Source organism: Rhizobium sp. M1 (assembly GCF_002531805.1).
Lineage (GTDB): Bacteria > Pseudomonadota > Alphaproteobacteria > Rhizobiales > Rhizobiaceae > Rhizobium > Rhizobium etli_C.
Genome location: NZ_NWSW01000045.1, coordinates 19,896 through 37,203, shown reverse-complemented (window position 1 = coordinate 37,203; position 17,308 = coordinate 19,896). Strand labels below are relative to the sequence as shown.

Annotated in this window: 15 protein-coding genes and 1 pseudogene; 7 read left to right on the top strand and 9 right to left on the bottom strand. The window is 61.7% G+C overall.

Annotated elements, in window-relative coordinates:
- From CO655_RS29740 to CO655_RS29715, 6 genes are all read right to left on the bottom strand, one after another.
- Positions 1 to 337 (bottom strand): alcohol dehydrogenase catalytic domain-containing protein (locus tag CO655_RS29740; RefSeq protein WP_176539329.1); only part of this gene is annotated, 337 nt, incomplete at its 3' end.
- Positions 338 to 429: 92 nt separating this feature from the next.
- Positions 430 to 1,122, bottom strand: a complete 693-nt coding sequence (locus tag CO655_RS29735; RefSeq protein ID WP_097667685.1) for a dimethylsulfonioproprionate lyase family protein — start codon at positions 1,120 to 1,122, stop codon at positions 430 to 432.
- A gap of 14 nt (positions 1,123 to 1,136) precedes the next feature.
- Positions 1,137 to 2,066, bottom strand: a complete 930-nt coding sequence (locus tag CO655_RS29730; protein ID WP_097667684.1) for an electron transfer flavoprotein subunit alpha/FixB family protein — start codon at positions 2,064 to 2,066, stop codon at positions 1,137 to 1,139.
- Positions 2,067 to 2,091: 25 nt separating this feature from the next.
- Entirely contained in the window at positions 2,092 to 2,841 is a 750-nt protein-coding gene (locus CO655_RS29725) for an electron transfer flavoprotein subunit beta/FixA family protein (RefSeq protein ID WP_097667683.1), read from the bottom strand.
- A 101-nt stretch (positions 2,842 to 2,942) separates the two neighbouring features.
- Entirely contained in the window at positions 2,943 to 3,548 is a 606-nt protein-coding gene (locus CO655_RS29720) for a dimethylsulfoniopropionate lyase (RefSeq protein WP_097667682.1), read from the bottom strand.
- A gap of 60 nt (positions 3,549 to 3,608) precedes the next feature.
- A complete protein-coding gene (locus CO655_RS29715; RefSeq protein WP_097607138.1) occupies positions 3,609 to 5,645 on the bottom strand; it encodes an NADH:flavin oxidoreductase in 2,037 nt (678 codons plus the stop codon).
- A 145-nt stretch (positions 5,646 to 5,790) separates the two neighbouring features.
- Between CO655_RS29715 and CO655_RS29710 the strand changes: the two genes are divergently transcribed.
- The 7 genes and pseudogenes from CO655_RS29710 to CO655_RS29670 all read left to right on the top strand — a co-directional run bounded on the left by CO655_RS29710 (position 5,791) and on the right by CO655_RS29670 (position 12,452).
- Positions 5,791 to 6,420 carry a TetR/AcrR family transcriptional regulator gene (locus CO655_RS29710; RefSeq protein ID WP_010030486.1) on the top strand — a complete coding sequence of 210 codons (630 nt, stop codon included), beginning with the start codon at positions 5,791 to 5,793 and terminating at the stop codon, positions 6,418 to 6,420.
- Between the two features lie 13 nt (positions 6,421 to 6,433).
- Complete coding sequence (locus CO655_RS29705; protein WP_097607139.1) at positions 6,434 to 7,228, top strand: pyrroline-5-carboxylate reductase dimerization domain-containing protein; 795 nt, start codon at positions 6,434 to 6,436, stop codon at positions 7,226 to 7,228.
- Positions 7,229 to 7,296: 68 nt separating this feature from the next.
- Positions 7,297 to 8,298: an ABC transporter substrate-binding protein gene (locus tag CO655_RS29700; RefSeq protein ID WP_097667681.1), complete on the top strand. Its 1,002-nt coding sequence runs from the start codon at positions 7,297 to 7,299 to the stop codon at positions 8,296 to 8,298.
- Positions 8,299 to 8,393: 95 nt separating this feature from the next.
- Positions 8,394 to 9,281 carry a proline/glycine betaine ABC transporter permease gene (locus CO655_RS29695; RefSeq protein WP_096764180.1) on the top strand — a complete coding sequence of 296 codons (888 nt, stop codon included), beginning with the start codon at positions 8,394 to 8,396 and terminating at the stop codon, positions 9,279 to 9,281.
- Positions 9,274 to 10,350 carry a glycine betaine/L-proline ABC transporter ATP-binding protein gene (locus CO655_RS29690; RefSeq protein WP_097607141.1) on the top strand — a complete coding sequence of 359 codons (1,077 nt, stop codon included), beginning with the start codon at positions 9,274 to 9,276 and terminating at the stop codon, positions 10,348 to 10,350. Before CO655_RS29695 ends, CO655_RS29690 begins: the two co-directional genes overlap by 8 nt.
- A gap of 127 nt (positions 10,351 to 10,477) precedes the next feature.
- Positions 10,478 to 10,661, top strand: a pseudogene (locus tag CO655_RS34515) (hypothetical protein); the annotation flags it as partial.
- A gap of 792 nt (positions 10,662 to 11,453) precedes the next feature.
- On the top strand, positions 11,454 to 12,452 hold the full coding sequence (locus CO655_RS29670) for an AraC family transcriptional regulator (RefSeq protein ID WP_097607143.1): 999 nt from the start codon (positions 11,454 to 11,456) through the stop codon (positions 12,450 to 12,452).
- Between the two features lie 54 nt (positions 12,453 to 12,506).
- On the opposite strand, the gene CO655_RS29665 is transcribed toward CO655_RS29670, so the two are convergent.
- The 3 genes from CO655_RS29665 to CO655_RS29655 all read right to left on the bottom strand — a co-directional run bounded on the left by CO655_RS29665 (position 12,507) and on the right by CO655_RS29655 (position 17,066).
- Entirely contained in the window at positions 12,507 to 12,782 is a 276-nt protein-coding gene (locus tag CO655_RS29665; protein ID WP_097667680.1) for a hypothetical protein, read from the bottom strand.
- Positions 12,779 to 15,073 (bottom strand): FdhF/YdeP family oxidoreductase, encoded by a 2,295-nt coding sequence (locus CO655_RS29660; RefSeq protein WP_097667679.1) that lies wholly within the window; start codon positions 15,071 to 15,073, stop codon positions 12,779 to 12,781. Before CO655_RS29660 ends, CO655_RS29665 begins: the two co-directional genes overlap by 4 nt.
- A gap of 106 nt (positions 15,074 to 15,179) precedes the next feature.
- On the bottom strand, positions 15,180 to 17,066 hold the full coding sequence (locus CO655_RS29655; RefSeq protein WP_097667678.1) for a diguanylate cyclase: 1,887 nt from the start codon (positions 17,064 to 17,066) through the stop codon (positions 15,180 to 15,182).
- Positions 17,067 to 17,308: the final 242 nt, after the last annotated feature.

Here is a 17,308-nt window from a genome sequence, read left to right as displayed (position 1 = left end):
GGGTCGAGCGGATGGCGGTGCAGAGATTGGTCTTGCGACTAAGGCAGGAATAGCACTCGCGGCATTCCGGCGTGTAGAGCGGAATGACGTGGTCACCCTTCTTGACCGAGGTCACACCCGGGCCGACATCGACGACGATGCCGGCACCCTCATGGCCGAGAATGGCCGGGAATAGGCCTTCCGGATCGGCGCCCGACAGGGGGAAATCGTCGGTGTGGCAGGTGCCGGTCGCCTTGACCTCGACCAGCACCTCGCCGGCCTTCGGGCCGTCGAGCTGCACGGTCATCACTTCCAGCGGTTTTCCGGCCTGTACGGCCACGGCGGCGCGAACGTCCATTTGATAATCCCTCCTGTTAATTCAATTTCGGTTGTTAAATATGCGGAGATGCGGCCGAGAGATCGAAACGGTCCGCTTCGGCCTCACCCCGTTCATCCCGGCTCGACCTGACACCACACCGCAAGAAGCGGCTGGGCCGTACACCTTATCGCGAAGGATTGCCCGGCATCATTCGCGAAGACCGTACCGGTCGCGGCAGAAAACCACTGGGAATCGCCAAGGCAGATTTCTCCCGGCGAAAGCAGAATGAAGGCGCGCGGCTGCGTCTGAACATGATCGGGGAAGCGGGTGTAGCGATCCATATAGATCACGCCGACCCGGAGATCGGCGCGCTCCTCCATGCCGCCAGGGCCGACCAGAACCGCATGGGAGTGCGTATTGCCGAAGTTCAGGCTTGCAAACGGGCCAGTGCGGCCGCGTCTCCACAGCAGCCTGCCGGCGAGACTGTTGAACTGATCGGCGATTGCCTCGTATTTCCGCCCGGATTTCGCCAGATGGCTGACGGCGTCATTCAGCCCTTCGGGCACCCCGGGGAGAGGGCCTCCCTCCGGGCGCACCTTGCCTGTCTTGAGCAGTCTTTGAAGGACCTTTCCGGCAACGAAACTGGCAACGGCGGGAGCGTCGGCCGACAGCATCAGCCCACCGATATCGTTGAGAAATTCCTGCAGCGGCTGGGGACGCCTTTCCCTTCCGATGTCGTGCAGCCTTATATAAGCCGGCTTTTCGTCATCGTTCAGGAGAAGGTCAGCACCAGGTCTGATTGGACGTCCCACCACGCGCGCCACGTTCGATCTCCCCGTTAAAGCGCCTTCTGCAATTCCGGCAGGGCGTCGAAGAGATCGGCGACGAGGCCGTAGTCGGCGACCTGGAAGATCGGCGCCTCCTCGTCCTTGTTGATGGCGACGATCACCTTACTGTCCTTCATGCCGGCCAGATGCTGGATCGCCCCGGAGATGCCGGCGGCGATATAGAGATCGGGGGCGACGACCTTGCCGGTCTGGCCGACCTGCCAGTCGTTCGGGGCATAACCGGCATCGACGGCCGCACGACTGGCGCCGACGGCAGCCCCGAGCTTGTCGGCAACCGGCAGGATGACCTCCTTGAACTTCTCGGCCGAACCGAGCGCCCGGCCGCCGGAGATGATGATCTTGGCCGAGGTCAGCTCCGGACGGTCGGAGGCCGACAGCGCATCGGCGACGAAGCGCGACAGACCCGGATCGGAGATCGCTGCGATCGCCTCCACCGTTGCCGAGCCGCCTTCCGCGGCGGAGGCAAACGAGGCGGTGCGCACGGTGATGACCTTCTTGGCATCGCTTGCCTGCACCGTCTGAATGGCATTGCCGGCATAGATCGGCCGCTTGAAGGTATCGGATGAGACGACCTCGATGATCTCCGAGACCTGGGCGACATCGAGCAGGGCTGCGACCCGCGGCAGCACCGTCTTGCCGACCGAGGTGGCGGCAGACAGGATCGCGTCGTAGGAACCGGCGAGCGAGACGATCAGATCGGCCAACGGCTCGGCGAGATTGTTGGCAAGCGCATCGCTTTCGGCGAGCAGCACCTTGGAAACGCCGGAGAGTTTGGCGGCCTGATCGGCCGCAGCCTTGGCGGCCTTGCCGGCGACCAGGATGTGCACGTCGGAGCCGATCTGGCTTGCCGCCGTCAGCGCCTTGGCGGTCTGGTCGGAGAGGTGATTGCCGTCATGGTCGGCCAGAAGAAGAATGGTCATGATAGTTGCTCCTGTTCCAACCCGATTACAGCACGCCGGCTTCGTTCTTCAGCTTGTCGACCAGTTCGGCGACCGACTTGACCTTGACGCCGGCCTTGCGGCCGGACGGCTCCTCGGTCTTCAACACCTTCAGCCGCGGCGTCGTATCGACGCCGAAATCGGCCGGGCTCTTCTTCTCCAGCGGCTTCTTCTTCGCCTTCATGATGTTCGGCAGCGAGGCATAACGCGGTTCGTTCAGGCGCAAGTCGGTGGTAATCACCGCCGGCAGCTTGATCTCGATCGTCTGCAGGCCGCCATCGACCTCGCGGGTGACCTCAGCCTTGCCGTCGCCGATTTCGATCTTCGAGGCGAAGGTCGCCTGGGCCGAACCGAGCAGCGCCGCCAGCATCTGGCCGGTCTGGTTGGAATCGTCGTCGATCGCCTGCTTGCCCGTGATGATCAGCCCCGGCTGCTCGGCATCGGCGACCGCCTTGAGGATCTTGGCGACAGCGAGCGGCTCGACTTGATCGTCGGTCTCGACCAGGATCGCCCGGTCGGCGCCCATGGCCAGCGCCGTGCGCAGCGTCTCCTCGGCCTTGGCCGGGCCGATCGACACCACCACCACTTCTTCCGCCTTGCCGGCTTCCTTCAGCCGCAGCGCCTCTTCCACCGAGATCTCGTCGAACGGGTTCATCGACATCTTCACATTGGCAAGCTCGACACCCGAACCATCCGGCTTCACCCGGATCTTCACGTTGTAGTCGACAACCCGTTTGACGGGCACGAGAATCTTCATTTGCAAATCCCCTTTGTTATTCCGAATGCTGATCCCTATAGCGCCGGACGTCTTTTCAGATGCGCACAGGACGCTGCAAGGTTTTGAATCTGCGCATCGCGCTAGTGCGGCCGATCAGAAAGCAATGCCCAGAAGGCAAAGAGCGGTGTGTCGACCGACCTCATGGCGTGTTTGATCCCTGGGATATTATAGAACGATCCGCCGATGCCAGGCGAAAACCAGTTCCCTTCCCCCTGCTTGAACTCCCCCTCGGAAAGCACGAGATAGACCTCCTCCGGCGCATGATCATGATCCGGATAGCGCACATGCGGCGCCATCAACGTCACTCCGAGCCACAGGTCGCTCCGCTCCTCCAATCCGCCGGGGCCGATGATCATCGCATTGGCATGCCCATCGGCAAAATTGTCGCTGGCGGAGTGGTCATACTTGGTGCGCCGACGCCATTCAAGCATTGGCTCGATGCCTTTGAACGCCTCGACCAATCGCCCCAGCGAAGGATCATAGGAGGTATCAATCGCGAGCGCCACATCAAGGTGAGCGCAGACCGGCAACCGGCTCCCGTCCCCCGCCCGTCTGGCCCCCGGCTGCTCCAGCCTTGCGAGAAACTGCCGGATCGAGCGCCGGGCTTCCGGGGCCGTCGCAAACCTCTGGAAAGCCTCAGACGCTGGGTCCAGGAAAAGCTGCAGGCTCTCCCCGCGTAAACTCATGCCATCCCCTCCCTAGAACAGAACGATTTTAGCCCGGCCAACCAGTGGCCTCTCCTGCAATCATATATCTTTCGCGAGACGCAGGCCGTCATAGACCGCGGCATGCGTGTTGCGCGCAGCGACAGCGTCGCCGATCCGGAACAGCTGGAATTTGCCCTCGGGATTGCGAACGACCGACTGCGGTTCGCCGGCCAGAAGCTGGTCGTGCGACATCTCGCCGAAGTTGCTCGAATTGGGCTTCAGTTCGAAATAGAGCTCATCGAGCGGAATGGTCCCGTGATTGACGATGATCTGATCGTAGCTGCTCTGCTTGGCAATCCCGCCGTAATCGCTGCCGACATGGGCGACGAGTTGATTGCCGCTCTTCTCGACCGCCTCCAGGCGATAGGTGACGGTGAAGGTCACGTCATGCTTCTGAAGGGAGCGCATATAGGGCACGAGGTTCATCGCCATAACCTCCGGCGCGAAGGACCGGTCGGGCGTCATGATCTCGACCTTGGCGCCCGCCTTGGCGAGAAATTCCGCCGCCTGAAGGCCGGCATGGTCGCCGGCATCGTCGAAAATCAGGACGTTGGTGCCGGGCTTCACGTCGCCGGAGATGATGTCCCATGAGGAGACCACCAGCTCATTGCCTCTCGAAAGAACTTCGGTATGCGGCAGGCCGCCGGTCGCGATAATGACGACATCGGGGTTTTCGGCTTCGATCGTGTCGGCTTCCGCCCAGGTGTTGAAGTGGAAGGTCACGTCGTATTTCTCGCACTGGCTCATGCGCCAGTCGATGATGCTGATCATCTCCCTGCGGCGTTCGCTCTGGGCGGTGAGGCGGATCTGGCCGCCGGGATTGTTCGCCGCCTCGAAAACGACGACCTTGTGGCCGCGCTCCCCGGCGACCCGCGCCGCCTCAAGACCGGCCGGACCGGCGCCGACTATAACGACCTTTTTCTTCACATCGGCCTTGGCCAGGATATGCGGCATGGTCAGCTCGCGGCCGGTGGCGGCATTGTGGATGCAGTAGGCGGCTCCGCCCTGGTAGATGCGGTCGAGACAGTAATTGGCGCCGACGCAGGGCCGAATTTCCTCTTCCCGCTTTTCGATGATCTTGCGAACGATGTGCGGGTCGGTCATGTGGGCGCGGGTCATGCCGACCATGTCGACCTTGCCGGCCGCGATCGCATGGCGGGCCGTGGCGACATCCGGGATTTTCGCCGCATGAAAGGTCGGAAAATCGGTCGCGGCGCGAATTTCGCCGGCGAAATCGAGGTGCGGGGAATTCGCCATTCCCTGGATCGGGATCACGTCTGTCAGACCGGCGTCGGTATCGATGTGGCCACGGATCACGTTCAGGTAATCGATGAGGCCGCTTTCCTTCAGTCGCTTGGAGATTTCGATGCCTTCGGCCTTGCCCGTGCCGCCGGGAAGACATTCGTCGGCAGTATAGCGCAGGCCGAGAATGAAATCGTCGCCCACCCTTTTCCGGATCGCCTTGAATACGTCGAAACAGAAGCGCAGACGGTTGTCGAGCGAACCGCCATAGGGGCCATCGAGCTCATTGGTGAGCGGAGACACGAACTGGTCGATCAGGTGGCCGTAGGCCTCGAGTTCGACACCGTCCATGCCGCCCGCCTTCATGCGCTCGGCCGCATCGGCGAAATCCTTGATGATACGCTCGATGTCCCAGTCTTCCATCTTCTTCGGGAAGGCGCGATGGGAGGCCTCGCGATGATGCGACGGCGCCACGACCGGCAGCCAGTCGCCCTTGTCCCAGCGCGTGCGCCGGCCGAGATGGGTGAGCTGGATCATGATCGCCGCCCCCTCCTCGTGCACCGCATCGGTCATCTCCCTGATCCAGGGCACGATCTCGTCCTTATAGGCGAGCAGGTTGTTGAAGACCGGCGGACTGTCCTTGGAGACGGCCGCCGAACCCGCCGTCATCGTCAAGGCCACGCCGCCCTTTGCCCGCTCCACCGTATAGGCGCGATACTTTTCCTTCGGCATACCGTCTTCCGGATAGGCCGGCTCGTGAGACGTCACGATGATACGGTTGCGCAGCTTCAGATGCTTAAGCTGGTAAGGCTGAAGGAGGGGATCATTCGACATGGGCCGTGGTTCCGATTAAAAACGACAGAGGAACGCTAAGCGCAATGTACATATGTGTCAACGCAGAAAACACATGGGTCGTTATTTTCGACACATATGTACATTTTTCTTGTGCGCCGCCTCGTAATTTGATAGGAGATAATTCATGGATCAGGCTTTGAATGACACTGGCTGGCGCGGATCGCAGGAGGGATGGCTCGAAGCAGCTTACCACTCCCTGCTCGAATCGGGCGTCGACTCGGTGAAAATTCTGCCGCTGGCGAAGAAGCTCAATCTGTCGCGGACGAGCTTCTACTGGTTCTTCAAGGATCGGGAGGAATTGTTGAGCGCGTTAGTGGCGCGGTGGCGCGACAAAAACACCGGCAACATCATCAAGCAGTCCGAGGCTTATGCGGAATCGCTGGCCGAGGCGATGCTCAACGTCTTCGATTGCTGGCTCAACACCGATCTCTTCGACGCGAAATTCGAGTTCGCCATCCGCAGCTGGGCGCTGCAGTCGGACGAGCTCTTGGCCGAGGTTCAGCAGGCCGACCAGATCCGGCTCGAGGCGCTGAAGCGCATGTTTATGCGGTTCGGGTTACCAGAAACGACATCAGATGTCAGAGCGCGAACAACATACCTCGTGCAGATCGGGTACATCTCCATGCAGTCGAGGGAGGATATCGCCGTCCGCATGAAACGGATTCCGGAGTATATTGCGATCTACACGGGCGAAGTGCCGCAGCAGAGAGAGCTTGACCGCTTCTTCTCTCGGCACGGCTATAGGCCCAGTTAGAGGAAGGCCGGAGATGAGCGTTTCCTTGAGGATCGGCATAATCGGTGGCGGCGGCTGGCTTGGCGGGGCACTCGCCGGCTCGATCATTGATGCCGGCCTGGTCGATTCTCGAAATCTTTGCCTCTCCTATCGCGGCGAGCAGCCGCGCCGCTTCCCGAACTCCTCCTGGACTTCGGATAATCAGGCGCTTGCCGACCGCTCCGACGTGATCATTCTCTCCGTTCGCCCCGGTGACTGGCATGGCCTGAAGGTCGATGCCGGCGGCAAACTGGTGGTCTCAGTCATGGCGGGCATCCGACTGGACGCCCTCTCAGAGCGCCATAACACCGGTCGCGTCGTCCGCGCGCTGCCGAACGCCGCCGCCGAAGTGGCCAGATCCTATACGCCCTGGATCGGCGCGAGCGGTGTCACCGCAGATGACCGGGCCCTTGTCGGCGCCATTTTCGAGGCTTGCGGGTCACAAGACGAAGTCGCAAGCGAAAGCGACATCGACTACCTCACGGGTCTTTCCGGATCCGGTCCGGCATTTCCGGCACTGCTCGCTGCCGCCATGATGAGCGACGCCGTCGCCCATGGCCTTTCGGCGGAGATTGCGCGGCGCGCCGTCAATACGGTGCTGGTCGGCGCCGGCCACCTTCTGGAGCGTCGCGACGAATCTCCTGACGATACCGTTGCGGCCTTTCTCGACTATCGCGGCACCACCGCGGCAGCCATCGAAGGCATGCGCGACGCCGGGTTCGACGCTGCGGTGGCAGATGGACTATCGGCAGCATTCAAGAAATCGGTGAGTATGGGAGACGCTTCCTGACGACCGTTGAGGGTGGGTACTGCGGCACCCCACCTGGCTAGATCAGCCGCTAAATAGAGGGAACGAGAATGAAGAAACTACTTGCATCGACATGTTTGACGCTCGGCCTGCTCGGCGGCGCGTCTTTTGCCAGCGCTGCCGAATGCGGCAGCGTCACCATCGCCAGCATGAACTGGCAGAGCGCCGAAGTTCTCTCCAACCTGGACAAGTTCATCCTGAACGAAGGTTATGGCTGCAGCGCCGACATCACCGTCGGCGACACCGTCCCGACGATCACCTCCATGGCAGAAAAGGGCCAGCCAGATATCGCTCCTGAAGCCTGGATCGATCTGCTGCCGGATGTCGTCAAGAAGGGCACGGAAGAAGGCCGCATCGTGCAGGTCGGCTCGCCGCTGCCGGACGGCGGCGTGCAGGGCTGGTGGATTCCGAAATATGTCGCCGACGCCCATCCCGACGTCAAGACCATCGGCGACGTGCTGAAGCATCCGGAACTCTTCCCTGATCCGGAGGACCCGAAGAAGGGCGCCATCGTCAACGGCCCGCAGGGCTGGGGCGGCACGGTCGTCACCTCGCAGCTCTACAAGGCGTTCGGAGCCGAGAAGGCGGGCTTCACGCTCGTCGACACCGGTTCTGCTGCCGGCCTCGACGGTTCGATCGCCAAGGCCTACGAACGCAAGGAAGGCTGGGTCGGTTACTACTGGGCGCCGACCGCGCTGCTCGGCAAGTATCAGATGGTCAAGCTCGAAGCCGGTGTGCCGGAGGATGCCGCCGAATGGAAGCGCTGCATCACTGTTGCCGATTGCCCCGATCCGAAGCCGGCGGCCTGGCCCGTCGATCACGTCGTGACCCTCGTCGCAAAGCCCTTTTCTGAAAAGGTCGGCCCCGAGGTCATGGATTATCTGAAGAAGCGCTCCTGGAGCAACGACACGGTCAACAAGCTGATGTCGTGGATGACCGACAACCAGGCGACCGGCGAAGACGGTGCCAAGCACTTCCTGAAAGAAAACAAGGACATCTGGACCAAGTGGGTCTCGCCGGAGGCAGCCGCGAAGATCGAAGCTGCTCTCTAAAACCAAAAATTGCGGTGCGCGAAAAGCGCACCGCTTCTCACGCGCCGACAAAATCAAAAAGACTGCCACGGCTGTTTGACGAAAGGGGAACCGAGATGGAATGGTTTTACAAATTCCCGCACATGAACGATGACGCGCTTCGCAATCTGAAGAAGGCGATCGATGACGGCTTTCGCGGATTTACCCGCAGCTATGGCGACGGCATCGAAAGCCTGTTCGTGCCGCTGCAGCATTTCCTCATCGCCGCCGAGCGCTTCATGACGCAGACGCCGTGGCCGATCATCACCGCGATCATCCTGGCCATCGCCTGGTTTGCCAGCCGCAGCCTGAAGATTGTCGCCGGCTGTCTGGTGACGCTGATGCTGATCGGCTATTTCGACATGTGGGACGACACGATGCGGACGGTCTCGATGATCTTCGTCTGCACGGTTCTTTCCATCGCCATCGGCATTCCGATGGGCATCCTGATGGCCCGCTCCGACCGGCTGCAGCGCATCGTCAACCCGATCCTCGACGTCATGCAGACCATGCCGAGCTTCGTCTACCTCATTCCGGTCGTCATGCTGCTCGGCATCGGCAAGGTGCCCGGCCTGATCGCCGTCGTCATCTACGCCATCCCGCCGATGATCCGCCTGACCGATCTCGGCATCCGGCTCGTCGACAAGGACGTGCTCGAAGCTGCCGACGCCTTCGGCACCTCGCGGTCGCAGAAGCTGTTCAAGGTGCAGCTGCCGCTGGCGCTGCCGACCATCATGGCCGGCATCAACCAGACGATCATGATGGCACTCGCCATGGTGGTCATCGCCTCGATGATCGGCGTCCAGGGCCTTGGCCAGCCGGTGCTGAAAGCGATCGCCAACCAGTACTTCACGCTGGGCATTTTCAACGGCCTTGCCATCGTCGGCATCGCCATCATCTTCGACCGGGTCAGCCAGGCATATGGCAAAAGGCTCCAGAAGCATCGGGAGACCGTCCATGGCTGAGCAGCATTTCGGCGGCATCAAGATCCGCCACCTCTACAAGATCTTCGGCCCCAACCCCGCCGCCCATGTCGAGGCGGTGCAGAAAGGCCTGACGAAGACCGAGCTCAACCAGAAATACGGCCACGTGCTCGGCCTGCGGGATATCAATATCGAGATCCCCTCCGGCTGCATCCAGGTCGTCATGGGCCTTTCGGGATCGGGCAAATCGACGCTGATCCGCCATATCAACCGGCTGATCGACCCGACCTCCGGCGAAGTGCTGGTCGACGGCGTCGACGTCGTGAAGATGAACGAGACCGAATTGCGGACGTTCCGCCGGCAGCAGACGGCGATGGTGTTCCAGAAGTTTGCGCTTCTGCCGCACCGCAACGTCCTCGACAACACCATCTTTGGCCTCGAAGTGCAGGGCATGGAGCGGGCCAAAGCCATCGACATCGCCATGCGCTGGCTGGAGCGGGTCGGGCTCAAAGGCTTCGAGCAGCGCTATCCCAACCAGCTTTCCGGCGGCATGCAGCAGCGTGTCGGCCTGGCGCGGGCGCTGGCCAACGATGCGCCGGTGCTTCTGATGGACGAGGCCTATTCGGCCCTCGACCCGCTGATCCGTACCGATATGCAGACGGTGCTTCTCGACATCCAAAAGGAAATCAAGAAGACCATCGTCTTCATCACCCACGATCTCGACGAGGCGCTGCGCCTCGGCGACCAGATCGCCATCCTGCGCGACGGCGAAGTCATCCAGCAGGGCACCAGCCAGGACATCGTGCTGCGCCCGGCCGACGAATACATCGCCAACTTCGTCAAGGAAGTGAACCGGGGACGGGTCGTCCATGTCGAAGCCGTCATGACGCCGCTGCATTCCGCCGCACCCGGCGGATTGACGATCGTCTCGGGCACAACGGTCGAAGAAGCCGTCCGCATGCTGGCCGCCACGCCGGACGACGATGCCAGGGTGGTGTCGCCATCGGGGGAAACCCTGGGGCTCGTCACCTTCCGCCAGCTCGCCGGCGCAATGGTGAACTCGCAGGAGGTTGCTGCCCGACGCGACAATACCCTTTCGGTCGCGCTCTGACGCTCCGCGCGGCCTCTTTCGGTTTGGCCGGCGACACCGAGTTTCGGTGCCTCGCCGTGCCACTCAACCGGCAAGCCGGTTGTCTGAGCGATCACGATGTCGAAACTTTTCCGCATGTTCGTCCGTTACCTTTGAGCGTTTCTTCGAGGAAGGCGACAGCCTGGTGCTCGCCACCACCAACGGCGCGGCCGATTGGCTGGGCCAGGAATTGCGCTCGCAGGGTATCGATGCCATCGAGATCGGCGACTGCGCCGCACCGCGCGGCACCCTATGCCTTCTACGAGGGCCGGCGAGTCGCATTGGAGCTCTGATGCGCAGCGGCGAAGACGGGAGAGCGGAGCGCCGACCTATACATTTTGCGCAGGACCAGTCCAGACTGCGTCGCGAAAAGCCGATCGACCGACAATATCGACGCGCGACAATTGCTCCATGGCAGCGGAACACTAAAGTAACCGTGATCGGGGCCATGATGGTCTACGGTCTGAAAGCCAAACCCCTCCATCGATCACCCCAAATGATGGGAGGGGCTGCATCCATACGCACCCCATCCCGTGCGTATGCCAACTGCCTGTCAGCCTGCCGAAGGCTATCTCGAGCGGTCCACTTTAGAACCTTCGGCAGGCGACTTTCGCATGGCGCATTAAAGCACGCCGCCCATGCAAGCTGGCTAATCGTTTCATCATCGGATAACCATCAAAAGCAGCAGCGCCAAGGGTTGCCAAGTGCTGCCGGCTCTGTCAGTTCCTGCCGACCGGCCAGGAAAGTCCGACCCCATGGGCATTATCGACAAAACATTCGAAATCTTCGCTTTTCCGGCGTCTGCCAGGTTCGCTCTCGACTCGAATTCGCCTGGCCGAACAGCTTTCGACGCCCGCATCCGGTTGAAGCCTGGCCGCTGCGCCGCGACGTGCTGCGCTGAGCCCTCATTTTCGCTAATATGCGCCCAGGCCTCGCACATCGTTTCATCCAACAGGCCCTGACCAGGCGCGGAGGAGAAGGATAATGCCAGCGACTGCGGCCAGAAAGAGGGACGTACATCATGTCGATCTCCATGCGAGCGATGCCTCGTGCCGTGTTCGGTCAGAAGAAATAACGGGAACAGCATGACGGAAAACAGCGCAAAGCCATTCTCCTTCCGATTCCATGGTTCGTCCTTCGACAACATGGTGGAAACGCTCGGCGGTGCATTCGGCGCGTTTGATGCCGAGCCTGTCGGCCGCGCCAAAGACTTCCATTGGGGATTGGATTTTTCGGTGGCGGACAGCGCGGTCCTGCTGACCGGCTATCATGAGGCCGAGTTCCAGTTCAACATCGAGCCGACCGTCAGCACGGCGGAGTATCTGTCGCTCGTCGTCCCGCGTCGCGGCGGCATGGGAGTGACCTATGGCGCGCGCAAGGCCGAGGCCGGGCAAGGGAAATTGCTGCTCTACAACAATTTCGAACCCGATAGTGTTCTCATGCATGGGCAGGGGAACGTCATCGACGAACTGCTGATCAACTGGCCCGTTATCCTCCAGACAATCGGCCAGACGTTCGAAATGCCGTTCAGTGGATCGCTCGACCTGCTGCCGGAACTGGATCTGTCGACGCCGGTTGGCCGGACGATCGGCAATCTCACCGAAACGATCATATCAGGAATGCGCGATGACGGCCCCTTGCTGCAGTCGCCGATCGCCATGGCGCACATGACGCAGGCGCTGGCCGATCTGGTCGTGCGCATGGTGCCGCACCGGCTGTCGCATTTCCTCGACAAGGGGCCGGCCCTGATTGCTCCGAGGCATGTGCGCAGAGCGATCGAGTTCATGCAGGCCAACATCGATCAGCCGATCACCATGCCGAAGGTTGCCGAAGCGGCCGGCGTCTCGAGCAGGGCGCTCGAAACCGGTTTCCGCGCCTTCAAGGGAACGTCTCCCGCCGCCTACCTGCTGATGCTTCGCCTGCGCGCGGCGCGCCAGGATCTGCTCGATCCCGAAAGCAAGGAGACGATGAAGGCCGTCTGCCTCAAATGGGGCTTCTTTCATTTCGGCCGCTTTTCCGCGGTTTATAAAACGACCTATGGGGAATATCCCTCCGACACGAGGAAGCGCGTGAACCGTCGATAAGCCGGCCTGCATCGCCGTCGTCGCAAAATCACTGCACAGTTTTGCCCGACTGCTTCAGGACTTGGCCAATCTGTAAAACGCTCGCATCGTCCTCGGATCCCGCTTGACGATCTCAAGCGTATCGCCTCGCTCGGCCAGCGCGTTGAGTTCCCGCAGCACCAGCGCATGCGCGATCCCCAGACTGCGTGCGAAAGAGCGACTGTCAGATGCTATGTCGAGCTCCGCGGCGACGAGCAGGCCGGCCTGTATCGACGTCAGCCCGGCATCCCTGTCTTGCGCCGCAGCGACAAGGGCGAGAAATCGGCCGGCGTCGGATGCCTCTTCACTCACGCGGCATGTCGCCGGCGGAAGGAAACCATGATCGATTTCGAGGTCGGCGTATCGCTTTCCTCGCCGGCGCTGCCAAGCGGCACGAGCACGTTCAGCTCGGGATAGTAGCCGGCGATGCTGCCCCGCGGAATGTCATAGGGCACGAAGCGGAAATCCCGTGCGACGCGCTCGATGCCGTCATCATGCTCGCCGACCACATCGACGCGGTCGCCGGCCTCGGCATTGATCGCCTTCAAGTCCGCCGGGTGAATGAAGATGACCTGCCGCTCTCCGTAGACGCCGCGGTATCGGTCGTCGAGGCCATAGACCGTGGTATTGTATTGGTCGTGCGAGCGGAACGTCTGCAGGGCGAAACATCCCTCGCCTTTTCGCGCCCTCTGATGCACCGTCTGTTCGGGAAGCCCCTGGCAGGCGAATGACGCTTTGCCGGTGGGCGTCTGCCATTCCCGTTGGGCGGCGGCGTTGCGCAGGTGGAAACCACGCGGCTTGCGCAGGCGCGCATTGTAGTGTTCGAAACCGGGAATGGTCGCCTCGATATGATCGCGGATGCGATCATAGTCCTCGGCAAGTTCCGCCCAGTCGACCACGGAAGAGCCGACCGTCGCTTGCGCAATGCCAGCGATGATGGCGACTTCCGAGAGGAGATGCGGTGAGGCCGGACGATTGATGCCGGCGGAACCATGCACCATGCTCATCGAATCTTCGACGCTGACGAGCTGGGAATTGCCGGCCGCGTTGAGGTCCATCTCGGTCCGTCCGAGGCACGGCAGGATAAAGGCCGTCTCGCCAGGCATCAGATGCGAATGGTTCGGTTTGGTTGCGATATGCACCGTCAGTTTCAGCCGCCGAAGCGCTTTCTCGACGAGTGCGCTGTCGGGCGTGGCGCGGGCGAAGTTACCGCCAAGCCCGATGAAAGCCTCGGCCGAGCCGTCGAGCATCGCCCCGATCGCGCCGAGCACATTGTGGCCGTGCTGGCGCGGGACGGTGAAGCGGAAGTGCATCTCCAGCGCATCGAGAAAATCGTCCGACGGCTGTTCGTTGATGCCGACGGTTCGGTCGCCCTGCACGTTGGAATGGCCGCGCACCGGGCAGAGGCCGGCGCCGGGCCGGCCGATATTGCCGCGCAGGAACATGAAATTGGCAATCTCTCGGATCGTCGCCACCGAATGCAGATGCTGCGTCACGCCCATCGCCCAAGTGCAGATGACCCGTTCGGCAGCCATATAGACATCGGCGGCCCGTTCGATCTCCTCTCGGCGCAATCCCGATTGGTCTTCGATGTCGGCCCAGCTCGTCGCCTCCACCACTGCCCGGTATTCGGCAAAACCCGCGCAGTGTTCGGCAAGAAATGTATGGTCGAGGACCGACGGCAGACCGGCGGCGACGGCGGCGTCTTCCGCAGCCAGCACGGCCTTGGCCATCCCGCGAACCGCGGCCATGTCGCCGCCGAGATGCGGCTGGAGATAGTGGCTGGCGATATCGGTGGACGCGCCACGCAGCATTTCGATCTTGTCCTGCGGATCGGAGAAGCGCTCGAGACCACGCTCGCGAATGGGGTTGAGGACAACGATGCGCGCGCCGCGAAGTGCCGCCCGGCGCAGATCGCCAAGCATCCGCGGATGGTTGGTGCCCGGGTTCTGCCCAATCACGAAGATCGCGTCGGCCTCTTCGAAATCCTCCAGCAGAACGGTGCCCTTACCGACCCCGACTGCCTGGCGCATGGCGATACCGCTCGCCTCATGACACATATTGGAGCAATCGGGAAAATTGTTGGTGCCGTAGACGCGCACGAACAGCTGATAGAGGAAGGCGGCCTCGTTGCTGGCCCGGCCGGACGTATAGAATTCCGCCCGATCCGGGTCACCGAGGCCCTTGAGGATACCGCCGATCTCGGCAAAGGCATCCTTCCACGCCACCGGCAGGTAACGGTCGCTGCTGGCGTCATAGCGCATCGGATGGGTGAGGCGGCCGCTGAGCTCAAGCTCGTAATCCGACAACCGGCGAAGCTGCGATACCGTCTTCTCCGCGAAGAAAGCCGGCGTTGCCCGCTTCTCCGTCGCTTCCCAGGCGACGGCCTTCACGCCGTTCTCGCAGAATTCGAACGACGATCCGTGTTCCGGATCGCCCCAGGCGCAGCCGGGGCAGTCGAAGCCATCCGGCTGGTTCGCCTTCAGCATCGTTCGCGCTCCGGAGATCGGCATCCCGCTTTGAAGCAACTGCTTCCCGCAGCTCTTCAAAGCGCCCCAGCCGCCGGCTGCCGCCGATTTCTTCCCGATAAATTTTGTGTCCATGCGCCCCTGTATTGTCGAAGCGCGGCAAACATCAAGGCCGTCCGCGCGATGGCTTGATAGAAAAATCCTATCGAACGCACGGATTGACGCGGCGAAGCGGCGCGCTTTAGCCGGTTTCCTTTAGCGCGTGCCCATTCTCGCGCGAATGTGCCAGGATGCGATTGCGGCCTTGGGTCTTGGCCTCATAAAGCGCGGCGTCGGCCTCGGCCAGCAGCCGGTTCGGGCTGGCCCGCAGCGTTGCCCCTGTCGCGCAGGATATGCCGATGCTGGCTGTGACCCGCCCGAATTCGCTGCCGGAATGAAGGATATTCTCCTTGGCCAGGCGGCGGGCGAATTGCTCGGCGACGATCATTGCCCCCTTGGCGCTGGTATCGGGAAGAAACACCACAAATTCCTCGCCGCCGTAGCGCGCGACGATATCCGCCGGCCGGCTGACGGACTGGCGCAGGCACTTGCTGACGACGCGCAGGCATTGGTCGCCGGCGGGATGCCCATAGGTATCGTTATAGGCCTTGAAGCGGTCGATATCGACCATCAGCAGGCTGAAGGGCGTGTTCTTCCTGGCGCTGCCGGCGGTCTCACGCGCGAAGCTTTCATCGAAGGCGCGGCGATTGACGATGCCGGTCAGCCCGTCGGTCTCGGCCAGATTCCTCAGTTGCTCGGCCGACAGCCTGAGCGCGATTTCCGCCTGCTTCGTCGCCGTGATGTCCGAGACGACAGCCATCGCCGTGCCGTCTTCGGCAAGTCTTGTGCGGATGCTGCGCCAGTCGCCGTTGTGAAGCTGCACCTCTTCGTCCTTGTTGCTGTGCAGCGTCGCGCTGGCGAGCTTGATCCACTCTTCCGGATCACCCTCCACTACGCCTGGCCGCTCGCCGGTTTCGACGACGCGGCGCAGGATGTCGCTGATATGCGCGCCGACCACCCGGGCATCACCAGACAACGGAAAGGCGCTGCGGTACTGATCGTTGCAAAAGACAAGAAAACCCTTGCTGTCGTACATGGCGATACCATCGGACATGCCGGCCATCGCATGCGACAAGAGGTTCTTGCTTTCGCGCAATTCCCGCTCCAGCGCCGTGCGCTCGGTCACATCGCGTGTCACGCCTGCAAGGCCGATCACTCGGCCCTGCCTGTCCCGGAGCGGCACCTTGGAGGCAAGCAGGAATCTGCCTTCGATATATTCGGTGGAATCGATCAGCGGCACTCCGGTGTCTATGACCTGCTGCTCGAGATAGTAGAGTTGCTCGGCGAGCGGTCGCGACATCAGATTGAAATCCGACAATCCGGTCATCTCCGCCGTCGTCCTGAAGCGGAAAAGCCGGGTCATGTTTTCATTGACCGTTATGAACCGGCTGTTTCGGTCCTTCACATAGAGATAGTCGGGCGACTGCGAAAATGCCGTCACCAAAATGCTTCGTTCGAGTTCCCATTGCTGTGTCTTCAGCAGAACGAAACCGCCGAGAACGGTTGCCAGGCAATTCAACGCGGTCAGGGGAAAACCGACGCCGGCTAGCACATGAGCATTCACTAGAGTGGGAAGGATGGCCATGGATAGGACCAATGCGACGCCAAGGGCGAGGCTCAGCAGCGCAACGTCCACGAGCACCGGAGATCTCTTACGGGTCCAGAAATGACCGGCCACGCCGATGCCGGCGGCAACAGCCATCGTGATGATCCCGTCGACCATCGCCGTGCCGCCGACGGCAAATCGAAAGGCCATCGCCAGCGATGCGGCAAAAGCCGCCGCGATCGGCCCGCCGAACATGCCGGCCAATGCAAGCGGCGAAAAACGCAGATCGATATAGATGCCCGGATGAAACTCAACGGCCAGCAATATCGATCCGATGGAGGCGCCGCCGGCGACGATCCCGAATGCGATTTTTTCCTGGTTGAAGAAACGGCGCTGAAACTGGATCGAAAAAAGCGCCCACAGCGAAATCGCCAAGCACACGAAAGAAAGGTTGCCACCAAATTGCGTCCAATTGCCGTTCACCGCGCTGGATCCACCTTCCAAACCCACATAACAAACCTATTCATACGACGAGACTGGTTTGAGCTTCGTTAAATCGGAGCGCCGGATGCCTCATTCGCTGCCGATGCACCGGGATATGCAAGCCCAGGACGCAAATAATGCGCTATTCGGATAGGCTGGCGCGATAAGGATCAGTCGCTGGTTAAGCGGCGGCGAAGCGGCTGGCTTTGGGCGTTCCTGCTGAAGCCCGCGCCACACCGCTT

What these genes read in the sequence shown, in the direction of transcription:
- CO655_RS29730 (WP_097667684.1), bottom strand. Translation starts at nt 2,066, where the DNA reads ATGACCATTCTTCTTCTGGCCGACCATGACGGCAATCACCTCTCCGAC.
- CO655_RS29725 (WP_097667683.1), bottom strand. Translation starts at nt 2,841, where the DNA reads ATGAAGATTCTCGTGCCCGTCAAACGGGTTGTCGACTACAACGTGAAG.
- CO655_RS29720 (WP_097667682.1), bottom strand. Translation starts at nt 3,548, where the DNA reads ATGAGTTTACGCGGGGAGAGCCTGCAGCTTTTCCTGGACCCAGCGTCT.
- CO655_RS29715 (WP_097607138.1), bottom strand. Translation starts at nt 5,645, where the DNA reads ATGTCGAATGATCCCCTCCTTCAGCCTTACCAGCTTAAGCATCTGAAG.
- CO655_RS29710 (WP_010030486.1), top strand. Translation starts at nt 5,791, where the DNA reads ATGGATCAGGCTTTGAATGACACTGGCTGGCGCGGATCGCAGGAGGGA.
- CO655_RS29705 (WP_097607139.1), top strand. Translation starts at nt 6,434, where the DNA reads ATGAGCGTTTCCTTGAGGATCGGCATAATCGGTGGCGGCGGCTGGCTT.
- CO655_RS29700 (WP_097667681.1), top strand. Translation starts at nt 7,297, where the DNA reads ATGAAGAAACTACTTGCATCGACATGTTTGACGCTCGGCCTGCTCGGC.
- CO655_RS29695 (WP_096764180.1), top strand. Translation starts at nt 8,394, where the DNA reads ATGGAATGGTTTTACAAATTCCCGCACATGAACGATGACGCGCTTCGC.
- CO655_RS29690 (WP_097607141.1), top strand. Translation starts at nt 9,274, where the DNA reads ATGGCTGAGCAGCATTTCGGCGGCATCAAGATCCGCCACCTCTACAAG.
- CO655_RS29670 (WP_097607143.1), top strand. Translation starts at nt 11,454, where the DNA reads ATGACGGAAAACAGCGCAAAGCCATTCTCCTTCCGATTCCATGGTTCG.
- CO655_RS29660 (WP_097667679.1), bottom strand. Translation starts at nt 15,073, where the DNA reads ATGGACACAAAATTTATCGGGAAGAAATCGGCGGCAGCCGGCGGCTGG.